General features: G+C 70.4%; 14 protein-coding genes and 1 tRNA gene. 2 read left to right on the forward strand and 13 right to left on the reverse strand.

What is annotated here, in order from left to right; genetic code table 11:
• Nucleotides 1-70: 70 nt before the first annotated feature.
• The 12 genes from ISG29_RS14205 to ISG29_RS14260 form a co-directional block, all read right to left on the reverse strand.
• The gene (locus tag ISG29_RS14205; RefSeq protein WP_328829208.1) at nucleotides 71-997 is read right to left on the reverse strand and encodes a lysophospholipid acyltransferase family protein; all 927 of its coding nucleotides are present in this window, start codon (nucleotides 995-997) and stop codon (nucleotides 71-73) included.
• A 28-nt stretch (nucleotides 998-1025) separates the two neighbouring features.
• Entirely contained in the window at nucleotides 1026-2609 is a 1584-nt protein-coding gene (locus ISG29_RS14210) for a lactate racemase domain-containing protein (RefSeq protein WP_328829210.1), read from the reverse strand.
• Nucleotides 2610-2619: 10 nt separating this feature from the next.
• Complete coding sequence (locus tag ISG29_RS14215; RefSeq protein ID WP_194504105.1) at nucleotides 2620-3822, reverse strand: zinc-dependent alcohol dehydrogenase; 1203 nt, start codon at nucleotides 3820-3822, stop codon at nucleotides 2620-2622.
• Nucleotides 3819-6194, reverse strand: coding sequence for an HAD-IB family hydrolase (locus ISG29_RS14220; RefSeq protein ID WP_194504106.1), 2376 nt, complete (start codon nucleotides 6192-6194; stop codon nucleotides 3819-3821). The genes ISG29_RS14215 and ISG29_RS14220 overlap by 4 nt, the downstream gene beginning before the upstream one ends.
• An 81-nt stretch (nucleotides 6195-6275) precedes the next feature.
• On the reverse strand, nucleotides 6276-6857 hold the full coding sequence (locus ISG29_RS14225) for a TMEM165/GDT1 family protein (protein ID WP_194504107.1): 582 nt from the start codon (nucleotides 6855-6857) through the stop codon (nucleotides 6276-6278).
• A gap of 325 nt (nucleotides 6858-7182) precedes the next feature.
• Nucleotides 7183-7254, reverse strand: a tRNA-Val gene (locus ISG29_RS14230).
• A 107-nt stretch (nucleotides 7255-7361) separates the two neighbouring features.
• Nucleotides 7362-7787, reverse strand: coding sequence for a hypothetical protein (locus tag ISG29_RS14235; RefSeq protein WP_194504108.1), 426 nt, complete (start codon nucleotides 7785-7787; stop codon nucleotides 7362-7364).
• Nucleotides 7787-9172 (reverse strand): DUF4331 domain-containing protein, encoded by a 1386-nt coding sequence (locus ISG29_RS14240; protein ID WP_194504109.1) that lies wholly within the window; start codon nucleotides 9170-9172, stop codon nucleotides 7787-7789. Before ISG29_RS14240 ends, ISG29_RS14235 begins: the two co-directional genes overlap by 1 nt.
• Before the next feature lies 1 nt (nucleotide 9173).
• Entirely contained in the window at nucleotides 9174-9395 is a 222-nt protein-coding gene (locus ISG29_RS14245; RefSeq protein WP_194504110.1) for a hypothetical protein, read from the reverse strand.
• A 151-nt stretch (nucleotides 9396-9546) separates the two neighbouring features.
• Nucleotides 9547-10011, reverse strand: a complete 465-nt coding sequence (locus ISG29_RS14250) for a peroxiredoxin (protein WP_194504111.1) — start codon at nucleotides 10009-10011, stop codon at nucleotides 9547-9549.
• A complete protein-coding gene (locus tag ISG29_RS14255) occupies nucleotides 10008-11684 on the reverse strand; it encodes an AMP-binding protein (protein WP_194504112.1) in 1677 nt (558 codons plus the stop codon). Before ISG29_RS14255 ends, ISG29_RS14250 begins: the two co-directional genes overlap by 4 nt.
• Nucleotides 11685-11699: 15 nt before the next feature.
• Nucleotides 11700-12152 (reverse strand): DUF3052 domain-containing protein, encoded by a 453-nt coding sequence (locus tag ISG29_RS14260; protein WP_328829216.1) that lies wholly within the window; start codon nucleotides 12150-12152, stop codon nucleotides 11700-11702.
• A 300-nt stretch (nucleotides 12153-12452) separates the two neighbouring features.
• Between ISG29_RS14260 and aceE the strand changes: the two genes are divergently transcribed.
• A complete protein-coding gene (aceE, locus tag ISG29_RS14265) occupies nucleotides 12453-15200 on the forward strand; it encodes a pyruvate dehydrogenase (acetyl-transferring), homodimeric type (protein ID WP_328829228.1) in 2748 nt (915 codons plus the stop codon).
• A gap of 82 nt (nucleotides 15201-15282) precedes the next feature.
• Here aceE and ISG29_RS14270 read toward each other — a convergent pair whose 3' ends face one another.
• Nucleotides 15283-16092 carry an AraC family transcriptional regulator gene (locus ISG29_RS14270; RefSeq protein ID WP_207793129.1) on the reverse strand — a complete coding sequence of 270 codons (810 nt, stop codon included), beginning with the start codon at nucleotides 16090-16092 and terminating at the stop codon, nucleotides 15283-15285.
• Between the two features lie 61 nt (nucleotides 16093-16153).
• Here ISG29_RS14270 and ISG29_RS14275 point away from each other — a divergent pair, with 61 nt between their 5' ends.
• Nucleotides 16154-16525, forward strand: a complete 372-nt coding sequence (locus ISG29_RS14275) for a VOC family protein (RefSeq protein WP_194504116.1) — start codon at nucleotides 16154-16156, stop codon at nucleotides 16523-16525.
• The last annotated feature ends 2 nt before the right edge of the window (nucleotides 16526-16527 follow it).

Below are 16527 nucleotides of genomic sequence, written 5' to 3' on the forward strand. Positions count from 1 at the left end.
GCTCGGGTTGGCCTCCCGCTGGCCGAGCGAACGGGACGCCGAGCGGCCGGAAGCGGACGTCGCGACGGGCTCAGCGACGCCAGGCCGCGATACGACGCGTGCCGTTCTCAGCGTGGGGGGACTCGGTCTGCGCCCACACCCGGCGCCAGGCCGCGACATCGGGACCGCTCGGATCGGGGGTCGCGCCCGCGGCCCGGCGCCGCTGGGCGGCGTACCAGTCGCTGGTGTCCTCGTCGAGCAGCGCGGCGACGGCGTCGCGGATGCGCGGCGCGTAGTCGCGCACCGACTCGCCCTCGCGAGGCCGGATCGGCTCACCGAAGCGCACCGTGAGTTGGCGTCGCCGTCCGGCATCCTTCAGCGGCCAGCCGGCACCGCGCGGCATCGCAGCGAACGTGCCCCGGTGTGCGACGGGCACGACCGGCACGTCGTAGGTGTGGGAGAGGAACGCGGCGCCCATCTTGAACCGGCTCATCCAGCCGTCGGTCGAGCGCGTGCCCTCGGGGAAGATCACCAGGCTCCACCCCTGGTCGAGCACCTCGCCGGGCGTGGTCGCCATCGCACCACCGTGCCGGTCGATGGGGAACGTGTTGAACAACAGCGACGAGCCGACCGCGCGCCACCAGGTGTCGAAGAAGTAGTCGGCTGCTGCGGCCACCGCGGTGCGCCGGCGCCACTCGTCGGGCAGCGAGAGCAGGATCAGCGGCGTGTCGAGGTGCGAGGCGTGGTTGGCGGCGAAGATCACCGGCCCCTCGATGCGCTCCAGCACGTCGAGACCCTGGACCTGGGTGCGCACCTGGGAGCGGAACACCGGTTCGAGACCGGCCTTCTGCGCCACCTCGCGCACCGCCACCGCCGCCTTGGTGCGCGACCAGTCGGAGTCGCGCACCGCCTGGCGCTGATCGGGCACGAACGCCTCGGCCGAGCGCGGCACCTGCGAGCGGCGTCCCCAGCGCCAGCCGCGGGCGGTGCGCCGGACGTCGTCGATGCTCTCGTTCACGAACCCCACGAGCAGACCTCCCCGAGCCTTAGACCCGCACGTCGGCGAGCAGATGCGGCGGGTTGTGCAGGTAGGTGATCGACGGGCTGGTGCCCACCGAGCCCGACACCATCTCGAGCGCGTCGGCCAGCGTGGATGCCGCCCGGAAGCCGAGCCGCGAGGCCACCCGCCGATCGCCACCGACCCACACGACGTCACCGACATGGTCCATCGCGTGCGCCGCCCAGTACCACATGTAGAACGGGTGCACCCCGTGATAGGCGTGCGAGGTGCGGTAGAGGTGCACGTACCAGGGATCCTCGGCGAACTGCCGTTCGTACTTCTCCCCGATCACGGCCGGGTCGGTGGTCTCGGCGAGCACCTCCTCGTAGAAGTCGACGTAGGAGGGGTGATGCAGCTGGTTGAAGCCCTCGTCGAGCGGGTGGTAGAGGATCACCGCTCCCCCGCGTCGGACGACGGGATGGTTGCGGTAGGAGTTGAAGTAGTAGCCCAGCCCCATGCAGGTCGCCAGGATTGGGTTCATCGAGCTGTTGACGTTGTAGGGCCCCAGGTAGGGCACGCCCATCACCAGCACGTCGGAGTAGCCGTCGACCTCGACGCAATGCTGGCGGTGCACCCGCTCCAGCGTCTGCTCGTGCACCCCCTCGACCTCGCCGGCGCTGACGCCGGTCAGGCCGTACGGCGCCCGCATGTCGTGGAAGATCTTGTGCCGCAGCTTCTGCGGCGCGAGCGCGAGCCCGCGCCGCGCGGCGAGCATCGAGGCCTGGTCGCGCACCGACCACTCCCACTCGCGCTTCTGCAGGAACTCATACGGCTTGGGGAACACGTCGTTGTTGACGGTGGTCTCGATCTGGAACACCTTCACGTGCTCCTTGATGATCCGACCCATCCGCCACGCCGACTGGTGCATGGCCGACTTCTTGTGGTCCATGAACGAGCGCGAGTGCACCATCGTGTGCGCGTTGTGGTGGTGACGCAGGCTCTTGTACGACGCCAGTCCGATGCCCACCGACTTGTGGCCGCCGTCCATCGCCACGAGGTTCAGGTTGACGTACACCAGCAGGTCGGACTCCGCGGCCCGCTTGCTGATCTCGACGTCCTCGCCCTCATCGGTGGTGCCCAGGTGAGTGAGGTTGGCGCGGTCCTCGGCGTCGAAGTTGTAGAGCTTGCCTTGGGGGTGGAACGAGCGGAACACCCGCTCGCCCACGATGTGGCGCAGCTCGGCCGGAGTCATGCGCCGGTGCAGCGCGTTCGCGGCGATGATCTCGACGTCGTCGACCCCGGCCTCGGCGGCCATCGTGAGCACCTGCTCGATGACGCGCTGGCGCACGTCGGGCGCCTTCATCGTCGGCAGCGGCAGCGAGAGGTCGTCGAAGGCGATGGTCAGCTTCATGCCCGCGAACAGCAGTTCGGGCAGCGGGTCGGAGTCGACGGGATCCAGCAGGGCGTTGCGGATCGTGCCCTCGACGTCGTCGACGGCCGGCAGCGACTCCGGCGGGTAGACCACGCGGGTGCCGAGCGGGAACTCCTCGAGCCGGAAGCCGAGACCCTCGTGCACCACCAGCGGCGGGGTGCGGTCGTCGACCTCGAGCACGAATCCTGGGCGTGTCACGGGTGCTCCTCTATCTGCTCGAGCGGGGGTCGTAGGCGACCTTGACGGTGCCGAGGCGGCCGGTGGAGTGGGCGTGGTCGAGGGCCTCGCGCCACCGGTGCAACGGGTAGCTCGCGACGCCCTTGGCCAACTGCTCGACCGCGGGGTGTGCGGCCAGGCGCAGCGCGGTCTCGAAGGCGCCCTCCCCCGTCGGCTCGCTGCGTGAGGAGGCGTAGGTGCCGACGACCTCGAGCTCACGGAACCAGGCTGCCGAGAGGTCGGCGGCCGCGGGCATCCCCGAGAGGACGACGCGCCCGCCGGCCCGCGTGGCGCCGAGCGCCGTCTCGAGCGAGGTCGACGAGCCGACCGCGTCGATCGCGACGTCGACGCCACCGAGCAGGTAGGGCGAGGAGAACTCCGGACGCAGCTGGAACGCGCCGGTGGTGCGGCGGATCCGGCGCAGCACCTCGTGCGGGGCCACCACGTCGCTGGCGCCGAGCTCGAGCGCAAGCTCGCGCTGGTGCGGATGCTTGGCCACGACCACGATCTCCCCGGCCGGGGTCAACTCGCGCAGCGCCAGGGTCGCGAACAGCCCGACCGACCCGGCGCCGCTCACGAGCACCCGGTCGCCGGTGCGCACGCCGGCGCGGAGCGCGGTGTGCACCGCGCACGCGATGGGCTCGACCAGCACCGCCTGCTCGTCGCTCCAGCCCTCGGGCACCGGGTGCAGCTGAGTGCGATGGGCGACGAGCTGCTGCCCCCAGCCGCCGCCGGTGTCGTGGCAGAACCCGGTCTGCAAACCCGCCGACACGTCACCGACCGTGATGCGCGAGCACACGTTCGTGCGACCGGCGGCGCAGCTCTCGCACGGCTCGACGCCCCGCGCGGCACAGCTGAGCACCGGGTCGATCACGACGCGGGTGCCGGCGTGGAGGTCATCGACGTCCTCGGTGAGCTCGGCGACCACTTCGTGCCCCGGCACGAACGGCAGCGACACGAGGGCGGAGAAGTACAGGCTCGTGCGCCCCGAGAGCATGCCGAGATCGGAGCCGCAGATACCCGAGAGCCGGGTGCGCAGCGGCGCCCAGCCGGGCTTGTCGACGCGGGGCTCCTCGATGGTGACCAGCCGCAGGGGTGCGGCGAAGCCCGAGAGCAGGCCCGGCATGCGCGAGCCCATCGCCTTGCCGGCCACCGTGCGCGGCAGCGAGCGGAACATCTCCAGCGCCAGCATCATCGGGCCGCTCCCGCAGGATTCAGGCCGCGCGCGGCGGTTCGGGGGCTGGCCCACTCCACGACGGTCCAGTGGTGCTTCTTGGCGTGGCGGAACAGCGCGACGTCGGGACTCACCGCCACCGGTCGGCCCGCGGCCTGGAGCAGCGGCAGGTCGGAGTGGGAGTCGGCGTAGGCGTAGCTCTGCGCGAGATCGACTCCGTGGTCGGCAGCCCAAGAGCGCATGAACGCGGCGCGCGACTCGCCCACCAGCGGCGAGGAGGCGAGGTGTCCGGTGCACACGCCACGCTCGTCGACGGCGAGGTCGGCGGCCTCGATGTGGTCGAACAGCGGCGCGAGCGGTCGGGTCAGGGGTCGGATCGCGCCGGTGATGAGCACGGTGCGCTGTCCGGCGCGCCGGTGCTCCCGGATGCGGCGCACCGCGGCCGGCGCGAGCCGCGACAGCACGTGGTCGGTGAGGTGCTCGTCGGCCACGGCCTCGAGGTCGGCCAGCCGGGCGCCGGCGTAGTCGCGGTAGACCGCCCTCAGGAAGGCGCTGCGCTCTCGCCGCTCCGCCCGCACCAGCCCGGGCACCCGGGCGGCCATGCGCGAGAGCTCCGCGAACCGCTCGCCCGCGTCGAGCTCTTGGAGGCGCATCCAGAGGAACGTCTCGATGACGTTGGACGACAGCAGCGTGCCGTCCATGTCGAAGAAGGCGGCCCCACTGTTCGACGACTGGCCCGACGACTGGCCCGACGACTGACCCGACGACTGACCCGACGACTGACCCGACGGGACAGCCTTGAGGTCGCTCCCACCGGCCGTGCGGCCGCGGCGCAGGGCGCGCAGCTCGTCCATCTTGCGCACGGGCTCGGTGACCGAGGGGCAGTGCACGTCGACGAGGTAGTGCCGCCAGTTAACGACGGCGGTGTCGAAGGCGAACCGCGCGCGGTCGTCGTCGGAGAGCGAGGCGAAGAGGGCGAGGGTGTGGCCGTCGACGAAACGCAGCTCGGCTTGGGCGTACTCGGCGTAGATGGTCAGGTAGCGGCGCAGGAACTCCAGGCGGCGGCCCTGCCGGTCGAGCTGCCGGGTCAGCTCGCGGGTGCGGGCGCTGCGCGGGGTGCGCTCGAGCACGAAGTCGGCCACCTTCACGGCTCGCTCGCTGGTGGAGAGCAACCGCTCGACCGACGCGGCCCCGGGGAACCGCCACTCCGGCAGCTGGACGGCGCCGCGCTGGCCTCCCGCGAACGGGTGCTGCTCGAAGTACCCGCGCACGCAGTCGTAGAGGGTGCCGAAGGTGAGCGGGTTGCGGTCGCCCGACGACACGTGGAAGTACTCCGCGTCTCCCGCCTCGGGCGGATGCGCGAGCACCGCCACCAGCGCGGCGACCACGTGGTCGACGGGCACGATGTCGACGATGGTGTCGGCCGACGAGGGGAACTCCGGCAGTTCGCCGCGCCCGTAGGCGAGGATGAGCGGCTCGGCCATCTTGAAGCCCTCGATCCAGCCCGGGTGGGGCCTCTCGAGGGCGGACTCGATGATGCTCGGCCGCACGATGGAGACCCGGTGCCCGGCCCGGGCGTGCGCCTCGACGACGCGCTCGCCCAGGGCCTTGGTGAAGGTGTAGCAGTCGGTCCAGCCCAGGCTGCGGGCCCGCTCGGTGCCGCGCAGCACCAGCTCCTTCTTCACCCATGCCTTGCGCGCCGCCTCGGTGGCGGCGGCAGCCGTGAGCAGCCCGGCGCGCGAGTGCTCCTTCTCGGCCTTGCGCCGCTGCTCGGCCAGCACCTCGCTGGTGCGGCTGGCGTGCTCGACCTCGCGGCGCTGGGCCAGCCCCCAGGCGAGCTCGCTCTCGAGGTCGACGTCGTGCTCGACCGGCGCCTCGGGGATGTGGCCGCGTCGGCGTCCGGCGACGTAGGCGGTCGAGACGTGCACGTAGTGCACGTCTCCGCCCGAGGCCTCCTCGGCCTCGACGAGCCGGGCCAGCAGATCGCGGGTGCCGACCACGTTCGAGGTGAAGCCTTCATCGACCGGAGGGTCGAACGACACGTCGCCGGCGCAGTGCACGACGGCATCGAGGTCGGTGGGCAGCGGCGGCACGTCGGCGAGGTCACCCTCGACCACCGCGACGCGGCCCGACGTCTCGGCCATGAGCGCCTCGACGCCACCGGCAGCGTCGACAACTCGCTCGAAGGCCGGTTTGCCCAGGAGGGAGGCCGTGCGCGCGGCACCGCTGGTCGACCCCTTGGGCCGCACCAGCACGCTCACGCGCACGTCGGCGACCTCGCTCAGCAACAGGTGCAGCAGGGCCTCGCCCACGAAGCCCGTGACACCGGTCAGGAGCACGTGACGACCCGCGAGGCGCTGCTCGATGCTGCCGACTGCGGCGACGTACGTCATGGGGGACTCCCTCCGGCCGAGGTGTGCTGGCACGGTATCGGCAGGTTGGGACGTCGCGACAGCGGGGTCGCCCCCCACGGGTCAGCCGACGACGCCGGCACCGTCGAGGATGAGCAGCACGCCGAAGATCGCGAACAGCGCGGCGGCCCCGTAGGTGATGACCTTCTCGGGCAGCGTCTTGCCGAGCAGGGCGCCGACCACGATGGCCAGCGCGTCGGCGGCGACCATGCCCACCGTGCTGCCGATCCAGGTGCCGAACCAGCCGTGCTGCGTGGCGAGGGTGATGGTGGCGAGCATCGTCTTGTCGCCGAGCTCGGCGAGGAAGAACGCGACTCCGACCGCGAAGATCGCGGCGCCCTGACTCGTGCGGGCCTTGTCGGCTTCCTCGTCGGTGAGCTCGTCGCCGCGCAGGGTCCACAGCGCGAACCCGAGGAAGGCGATGCCGGCCACGATCGCGATCGCGCCCTGGTAGTCGGCGAAGGCACTGCCGATGAGCGCACCGATGGCGACCGAGGCCAGGTGCACCACCGCGGTCGCGAGCGTGATCGCGATGATCACGTCGCGAGCCCGGTAGCGCACGGCGAAGGTCATCGCCATCAGCTGGGACTTGTCACCGAGTTCGGCGACGAAGATGACGGCAGTGCTGAGCAGGAAGGCTTCCATGGTGTCCTCTCGCCGGCCCAGAGACAGCCGCCGGCGACGTCCTCTCGGCCGGCACTCGGGCGCACGTGCGTGCGCCGTGCGGGTGTCGGTCGAAAGTCTCGTCCGCCGCCGTACCGGCCGGCCTGCCGTGCCGGGCCTCGGATCTCGAAGAATCCCAAGGCCAGTGTGTCGACACGACTGTTGGGGACTACTCCCTTTCGAGGCGGCACGCTACCGGATGCCCGATGAGAGAGGAACTCGCGGCCCCGCTCGCCCCGGGACAGAGCGGGGCGCGCACCGTCCGGGTGCAGACGTGCCCCGTGGCGCGCCGCGCCAAACCTCCGGGTGGGCGCAGAGGGGATCGAACCCCCGGCCGCCTCGTTGTAAGCGAGGTGCTCTACCGCTGAGCTATACGCCCGGAACGGCCGTCGGAGCGGCCGCCGCGCGCAGAGAGTACCGAACACGGATCGGCCCCCGCCCCATGTGTTGTCTCCGGGGGCCGATCCGCTCAGCGGACCGGTCTTCTCAGACCGGCCAGTCCGCGAACGTGACCTCGCCCCCGCGCACCTCGCAGGTCATGACGACCCGGTCGGTTCCCTTGCGGTAAAGGCGGTAGCCACCCTGGGCCAGCGCACCGAACACCAGCGACGGCTCGATGCCGCCCCCGGGCACCGGCCGCGGTACGACGGCCACGTGCGGCCGGTGCCCGTGGTCGTGCCCGTGGTCGTGCCCGTGGTCGTGCCCGTGGTCGTGGTCGCCGCGTGGGAAAGCGCCTGCCACCGGCTCGATCTCGATCTCCTCACCGACCAGGTCGCCCGGCATCGACACCACGAGGGCACCCACATCGTCGCCGATGTCGAGCACCACCGATCCCTCGCCGGCGTTCGGGTTGTGGGCCCGCATGTGGGCCAGCCGCTCGTCGACGGGGTCGGGCACGGTCGCTGCCGTCATCACGACGCCTGGGTGGTGCCGGGCTGGGTCTGGTACCCGCCGCCGGGCAGCCCGAGATACGGGAAGGTGTCCAGTAGCGCCGCGTTGGTGTTCGTGGTGCCGTCGGTCACCGCCGAGGCGGCGTCGTCCGGGGTGTAGGACTTGTCCACCAGCGGGATCGTCAGGCCGGCCACGGCGCGCAGCGCGATGGTCACGACGTCGTCGCCCAGCCGGCGTCCGTTCGGCCAGCCTGCCGGGTCGCCGCCCACCACGCCCAGGGGGTTCTCCTCGTCGCTGGGGGGCACCGCCAGGTTCAGGCGCAGCATGTCGGAGGGCACCGGGCCGGTGTAGTTGGCGAATCCGTCGACGACGCCCTTCGGGATGCCCGTCATCAAGATGGCGTGCAGGTCGGCGCGGGGCTTCGTGTACGCCTTGAGGTTCGGGAACACGCCCGGGTAGAGGGCCGGGAGCAGCGCGGCCAGCTCGGGATGGTTCACGTACTTGGAGTACAGCCGGTCGCGGTGCGGCTCTCGCATGTTCCAGCGGTCCTTCTCGGCCATCGGCACGATGACCTCGTTGAACAGCGGGTTGCCCAACCGCGACACCTGACGCCACGGACCGGTCCAGCTGTAGCCGCTGGGCTGGCTGCGGTCGTACATCTTGTTCTTCTGCCGGCTGGCGGTGGCCCACACACCGATCGTGGAGGTGTCCCCGAAGACGTCGGTCGGCTTCTTGCCGTCACGGGTCAACTCCGTGATCGGCACCTCGAGGGCGATGGTGTGCACGTTGTAGGACTGCACCGAGTTGATGCCGTCCATCTTGGCCATCGGGATGAGGTGCGCGTCGTTGAACGGGCGCAGGGCGCCGAGGTCGAAGACGCTGCCCAGGTCGACGTGGAAGGCGTCGGCACGCTGGCCGGCATAGACCTTGCGACCACCGCGGATCATGTGCGTCGCCTGGTCGGCGAGCGAGGCGTAGTCGGGGGTGCTGCGCTTGCCGACGTTGACCGGCGGGCACGGCAGCCAGGTGGGCGTCAGGCGCCCGGTCTTGCCGTTCTCGGTCTTCTTGATCATGTAGTACTGCGGCCGGTTCCAGGACTTGGAGTCGATCGAGTCGATGGGTCCGGTGTTGTAGAGGAACGTCTTGTCGTTGCGGACCTCGGTGTGGAACTCGAACCGGTAGGTGATGTCGGGCTTCGAGGTGCCCGAGTTGGAGATGTGGATCTCGTAGTGCACGTCGTCGGCGAACTCATAGAAGTTCGGCCCGCCGTCGGGCTGCTGGAGCGGGATGAAGTTGGCGACGAGGACGACCTTGTCGGGGTTGTCCTTCGGGATGAACGCGTAGGTGTCGGTGCCGTCGGCGGCCGGGTCCTTGGCGATCTCGGGGGCTTCGCGGTGTGACGACATCTCAGCGACCCCCTGCCGCGTTGAGGAGACGGACGACGAGGTCGCGATCTCGCACCTCGACCTCGTGCTCGCCGACCATGAGGGTCAGCACGTCGGACGCCGGATCCGCCACGTGGGCCACCACCGGCTCCTGCGCGCGTCCGCCCCGGGGGGTGGCGGCGGAGGCCGAGCCCCCGCCGATCATGGCGACCGTGCCGGCGGCGGCAGTGGCCGCCGTCCCCACGATCACGTTCCTACGAGTGGTCTCGCTCATACGTTGCACGACCTTCGGTTGGAGTGTCCGCCGAGGTGAGGCGGGTCACACCTGGTTCGGTGCCACCGAGGTCACGGATTGGTCTGGAGCCGAGAAGATCTGCGGGCGGTGCCCAGCCGGTTCACACCGCCGCGGCCAGCTGGCGTAGGTGCTCGTCGAGGTCGCGGCCCTCGGGCATGGCGTTGTGCACGGCCCACCGCAGGTCGCCCTGCTTGTCGATGACGTACGACGAGCGTCGCGGGCAGCCCCGCTCCTCGTCGAACACCTCGTAGGCGCGGGCGACGTCGCCGTGCGGCCAGAAGTCCGAGAGCAGCGGAAAGTTCAGGCCGTCGGAGTCGGCGAACGCGCGCAGCGCGAACATCGGATCGCAGCTGACCGCGAGCACCTCGGTGTCGAAGGTCAAGAACTCGGCGAGCCGGTCTCGGACGCCGGCCATCTCACCGGTGCACACCCCGGAGAAGGCGAAGGGGTAGAAGAGCACCGCGACCGCCTTGCTGCCGCGGAACGACGACAGCGTGACGTCTGCTCCGAACTGGTCGCGCAGGGTGAAGTCCGGCGCCGGCCCGCCGAGCTCGAGACCGCTCACGCGTCGCCCTCGTCGTCCTGGTTGCCGCCCTGGCTGGCATCTTGGTCTTCCTCGTCCTTGGCCAGATCCCGCTTGAGCACCTTGCCGGTGGCGTTGCGGGGCAGTTCGTCGAGGAAGACGACATCGCGCGGCACCTTGTAGCGAGCGAGGTTCTGTTTGACCCAGTCCTTGACGCTGTCCGCGTCGAGGGACGCCCCGTCGTTCAGCACGACGAACGCGCGCAGCCTCTTGCCGAAGTCGTCGTCGTCGACGCCGATCGCGGCGACCTCGTCGACCGCGTCGTGGCGCGCGATGCAGTCCTCGACCTCCTGGGGGAAGACGTTCTCACCGCCCGAGACGATCATCTCGTCGTCCCGGCCCTCGACGTAGAGGCGTCCGTCGTCGCCGAACCTACCGACGTCGCCGGTCGACATGAGGCCGTCGACGACCTCCTTGCTGCCGCCGCCGGTGTAGCCGTCGAACAGCAGACCGTTGCCCACGAAGATGCGACCCGACGTTCCGGCCGACACCTCCTGGCCGTCCTCGTCGAGGATCTTCACGACGGTGGCATAGGGCGGGTGCCCGGCCGACCCGGGTGCCTCGCGCAGGTCGCGAGGCCCTGCGACCGAGGCGTAGGCGACCTCGGTCGACCCGTAGGTGGAGTAGAGGTTGTCGCCGAAGCGGTCCATCCAGGTCAGGGCCAGGTCGCCGGGCAGCGCGGAGCCGGACGAAGCGACGACCTCGACCCGGCTGATGTCGTAGCGCTGCAGAGTCTCCTCGGGCAGGGCCAGGATGCGCTGGAGCATCACCGGGATTACGACGATGGTCTTGCACTCCTCGTCCTGCACGACCTCCAGGCAGGCCTCGGGGTCGAACGTGCGGCGCAGCACCAGCGTGGAGCCGAGCAGCATGCCGAGCGCCATGTGGCCGAAACCCCAGGTGTGGAACAACGGCGCGGCGACATGCGTGCGCCATCCGTGCTTGAGCGGCATCGCCGAGAGCAGGGAGACGGCGGCATCGACGCCGGCCTCGGAGCGCGGCGCACCCTTGGGGGTGCCCGTCGTGCCAGAGGTGAGGATGACGATGCGCCCGTTACGGCTGGGCGGGGTGAGGTCGGAGCGGTCGTGCTTCGCCACGATCGCCTCGATGGTGGCGACACCGTCGGCGTCCCCGGTGTCATCGGAGTCGGTCCAGGCGAGCACCCGGTGCTCGACGGAGCCCTTCTCGACCAGCCCGGTGAACTCCTCGTCGTAGATCAGGGCCGTCGGCTTGTCGCGGTCGAGCACCTCGACCAGCTGCGGTCCCGCGAACGCGGTGTTGAGGTAGAGCGAGTCGGCACCCAGCTTTCCGGCGGCGATCGTGGCCTCGAGGAACCCGCGGTGGTTGCGGCACATGATGGCGACGCCGTCGCCCTCACGCACGCCCATCTCACGCAGGCCCCGCGCCAACGCGTTCGACCGCTCGTGCAGCTCACCCCACGTGAGCGAGCCGAGCTCGTCGATCACGCCGACCGCATCGGGCTCGCGCGCCGCCAACGACGCGAAGCCACCGGCGGGGCTCGTGCCCCACTGGCGCAGCACCCGGGCCAGGCGCGCGAGGACCAGGGGCGAGTAGGGCCGGATCACGCCGGCCTGGGTCAGAACCTTGAGACTGGTCCCGGCCGAGCCGGCACCAGCGAGCAGTCGAGCGAGCACGCCCGGACCCTACCGTCAGGAGACGGTCTTCGGGGCTTCCAGCCGGGTGGCGGCCCACTCCTTGGAGACGGTCGCAGTGGTGGTCTGGGACAGACCTGCGATCGGGGCACCCTCGGAGATGTCCGCCGGGTCGATGGCACCCGACCGGCCCACCCGCGGGGTCAGCAGCCAGATGGTGCCACCACCCACCAGGTCGGTGAGCGCGTCGACGAGGCCGTCGACGAGATCGCCGTCGTCCTCGCGCCACCACAGCACCACGGTGTCGACGACGTTGCCGTACTCGCCGTCGACCATGTCGGCGTCGATGCCGTCCATGATCGACTCGCGCAGCGACTCGTCGGCGTCGGAGTCCCAACCGAGCTCTTGGACCACCATCCCGCGTGTCAGGCCCAAGCGGTCGGCTGCGCCGGCCGAGGCGGACGTGTCCGCGGTCTGTTGGGCGGCCTGGCCGCCCGAGGTCGAGCTCACGAGATCTCCTTCGCTGCTGGGCATTCGGTGCCGTCGGTGGCGCCGTCAGGGCCAAGTCCACCGGAGTCCGACGGGTCGCGCAACCCGTTCCGCACAGTCCGCTACCCGTTTCACACCCGCGTGCGCTCCCATTCTCGACCTGTGATGCCCGCCATCGCCCCTACTCGGCGGTAGATACCCCTCCAGGTCCGTGCGTGCCACGATGGTCCGGTGACGGATGAGACACCCACTTCTCCCACGACCCTCGATCAGGCCCCCGCTGCGACCCAGCAGGCCCCGCGCCCCGGCACCCCGGCGGTCATCCACGAGGGTCTGCCCACCCAGCTACCGGACATCGATCCCGACGAGACACACGACTGGATCGAGTCCTTCGACCAGATGCTCGCCGAGCGCGGACGCGACCGCGCGCGCTACGTGATGCTGCGCCTTCTCGAGCGAGCCCGCGAGACCCAGGTCGGCGTCCCGGCCCTGCGCAGCACCGACTACATCAACACCATCCCGCCCGAACGCGAGCCGTGGTTCCCCGGCGACTACGAGACCGAGCAGCGCATCCGGGCCTTCATCCGGTGGAACGCCGCGGTCACGGTCTCGAGCGCCAACCGCAAGGGTCTCGAGGTCGGCGGCCACATCGCCACCTACCAGTCCTCGGCCAGCCTCTACGAGGTCGGTTTCAACCACTTCTTCCGCGGTAAGGACGCCCCCGGCGGTGGCGACCAGGTCTTCATCCAGGGCCACGCCTCCCCGGGCATCTACGCTCGCGCGTTCCTCGAGGGTCGCCTCACCGAGGAGCAGCTCTACCGCTTCCGCCAAGAGGTGCAGCACGGCGCGCACGCCGGCCTCTCCTCCTACCCGCACCCGCGGCTGATGCCCGACTTCTGGGAGTTCCCCACCGTCTCGATGGGCCTGACCGCCCTCAACTCGATCTACCAGGCGCGGTTCAACCGCTATCTCACCAATCGCGGCGTCAAGGACACCTCCGACCAGCACGTCTGGGCGTTCCTGGGCGACGGCGAGATGGCCGAGCCCGAGTCGCTCGGCGCCATCCGCGTCGCGGCGCGCGAGGAGCTCGACAACCTCACGTGGGTGATCAACTGCAACCTCCAGCAGCTCGACGGGCCGGTCACGGGCAACGGCAAGATCATCCAGGAACTCGAGGCCAACTTCCGTGGCGCCGGCTGGAACGTCATCAAGGTCATCTGGGGCCAGGGCTGGGACGACCTGCTCGCCCGCGACGTCGACGGCGTCTTGGTCAATAAGATGAACTCCACGCCCGACGGCGAGTTCCAGACCTACTCCGTCGAGGACGGCGCCTACGTGCGCGAGCACTTCTTCGGCCCGGACCCACGGCTGCGCAAGATGGTCGAGCACATGTCCGACAGCCAGATCCAAAAGCTCCCGCGGGGCGGTCACGACTACCGCAAGGTTTACGCGGCGTTCGACTCCGCGACCAAGCACAGCGGACAGCCGACCGTGATCTTGGCCAAGACCGTCAAGGGCTGGACGATCGATGCCCTCGAGGGCAAGAACGCCACCCACCAGATGAAGAAGTTGACCAAGGACGACCTCAAGAAGTTCCGCGACCGGCTCTACCTGCCCATCTCCGACCGCGACCTCGACCGCTCGTGGGAGGAGACCGGCGCGGCGCCGTTCTTCCACCCCGGCGCGAACAGCCCGGAGATCGAGTACATGATGCACCGCCGCGAGGAGCTCGGCGGTTCACTGCCCAAGCGCGTGGTGCGGGCCAAGCCGCTCACGCTGCCGGGCGACAAGACCTACGCGGAGCTGAAGAAGGGCTCGGGCAAGACCCCGGTCGCGACCACGATGGCCGCGGTGCGCCTGCTGCGCGACTGGATGAAGGATCCCGAGATCGGCAAGCGCATCGTGCCGATCGCGCCCGACGAGTACCGCACGTTCGGCATGGACTCCATGTTCGCCAGCGCGAAGGTCTACAACCCGGGCGGCCAGCAGTACGAGTCCGTCGACCGCAAGCTGCTGCTGAAGTACACCGAGTCGGCGCAGGGCCAGCTGCTGCACGAGGGCATCTCCGAGGCCGGAGCCATGGGTTCTGCGATCGCGGCCGGGTCGTCGTACTCCACGCACGGCGAGGCGATGATCCCGTTCTACATCTTCTACTCGATGTTCGGGTTCCAGCGCACGGGCGACTCGATCTGGGCGATGGCCGACCAGATGGCCCGCGGCTTCCTCATCGGGGCCACGGCCGGCCGCACCACGCTCACCGGCGAGGGCCTCCAGCACGCCGACGGCCAGTCGCCGCTGCTCGCACTCACCAACCCCGCCGTCGTCCACTACGACCCCGCCTTCGGCTACGAGGTCGGGCACGTGATGCGCAGCGGGCTGGAGCGCATGTACGGCACCAGCGAGGAGCACCCCGAGGGCGAGAACGTCATCTTCTACATGACGGTCTACAACGAGCCCGTGCCGCAGCCCGCGGAGCCCGACGACGTCGACGTCGACGGCATCCTGCGCGGCCTGCACCACGTGAAGGCCAGCTCCACGACCGGGTCCGCAGACGCGCCGTCGGTGCAGTTGATGGCCTCGGGCATCGCGTTCCCGTGGATCGAGAAGGCAGCCACGATGCTGGCCGACGACTGGGGTGTGCGCGCTGACACCTGGTCGGTGACGTCGTGGAACGAGCTGGCCCGCGACGCCCTCGCTGTCGAGGAGCACAATCTGCTGCACCCCACCGACGCCTCACAGGTGCCCTACGTGACCACCAAGCTCGAGGGTGCTGACGGGCCGTTCGTGGCGGTGTCGGACTTCATGTCGGCCGTGCCGCTCCAGATCGACCGCTGGGTGCCCGGCGACTACTGCGTGCTGGGCGCCGACGGGTTCGGCTTCGCCGACACCCGCCCCGCCGCTCGCCGGTTCTTCCACATCGATGCCGAATCGGTCGTCGTCCGCAGTCTCCAGGCGCTCGCGGACGCCGGCGAGATCGAGCCCGGCCTGGTCCAGAAGGCCTTCGACCAGTACCGCATCGACGACCCCACCGCCGTGTCGGGCGTCAAGCAGGAGGGCGGAGACGCATAGCGAGGGCCCCGCGCGGGGTCGGCGTGAACCGCGAGGGGTCGCAAATCGTCCCGCGAGGGGCCGCAAATCGTCGCTCCAGGGGTCAGGAATCGCGCTGATAGGCGGCCGGCGAGCGCCCGACCACCTCGGTGAACGCACGGATCAGGTGCGACTGGTCGGCGTAGCCGAGCCGGACGGCGAGGGCGGCCCAGTCGACCTCCTCGCCGGAGTGTGCGGCCGCGGCCACGTCGAGCAGTCGGCACCGCTGCACCACCCACTTGGGTCCGACGCCCACGTAGTCGGTGAACCGTCGCTGGAGGGTGCGCAGGCTGACGCCGGCCAACGCGGCCACGTGCTCGGCACGGGTGAGGCTGGGGTCCGCCTCCACCTGCTCGGCCAGACCGATCACCTCGTCGATGCGCAGGTCGTGCGTCCGGTCGACGGTCTGGAGCCACTCGCCCAGCTCGGCAAAGAGCTCCTCCTGCTGACGACCAGGCTCCAGCAGGGACGCCGCGACGCCACGATCGTCCGGGGAGCCGCGCAGCACCTCACTCGCCGGGGCCTCGGTGTCGGTGAGGGCGGCCGCGGCGCAGGAGAGGAAGGCTCGGGCTCCTCCGGGCCGGAAGGCGGCGGCGACCACGTGACCGGTTCCGGCCAGGGTGCGTGTGAAGATCCGCCGCTGCACCCCGGTGAGCACCAGCCGCGGCGCGCCCTCTCGCAACTCCGCGGCCAGGTGCATCACCGGTGCGGGCAGCACGCGCTGCGCATGGTCGGCGTCGACGCGCCAGTGCACCGACCACAGATAGCTCACCTGCGCCTCGAGCGTGGCGGGCGCCGCCGTGCGCCCGACCCTGAGGCGGGTGGCCGCACTCGTCGGGTCGAGGATCGCCCGGTCGCGGCCCAGATCGCTCACGAGTCGGCAGTCTGTCGCGTTTCTTCTATCGACGCACGGGCCCGAGCGTGAAAGTGGAGCCATGAGCACTCCCGAACTCGCCATGGTGTCCATCGACTGCGCCGATCCCGCCGCGGCTGCTGCCTTCTGGTCGGCCTTCCTCGGCTGGGATCTCGCCTACTCCGAGGAGAACTACGCCATGCTCCAAGGCCCCGCCACCCGGCTCGGCTTCGGCCGGGTCGAGGGCTACGAGCCGCCAGCGTGGCCGAACCCGGCCGGCACCAAGCAGTTCCACCTCGACATCGGCGTCGACGATGTCGAGGCCGCGGAGACCCGCTGCGTCGAACTGGGCGCCGTCCTGCCCGAGGAGCAGCCGGGGGCCGACCGGTGGCGGGTGCTGATCGATCCCGCTGGGCACCCCTTCTGTCTCACCGTGTTGGCGAACTGGGGCTGACT

The organism is Nocardioides acrostichi, from assembly GCF_015319165.1.
In the GTDB taxonomy this organism is placed as follows: domain Bacteria; phylum Actinomycetota; class Actinomycetes; order Propionibacteriales; family Nocardioidaceae; genus Nocardioides; species Nocardioides acrostichi.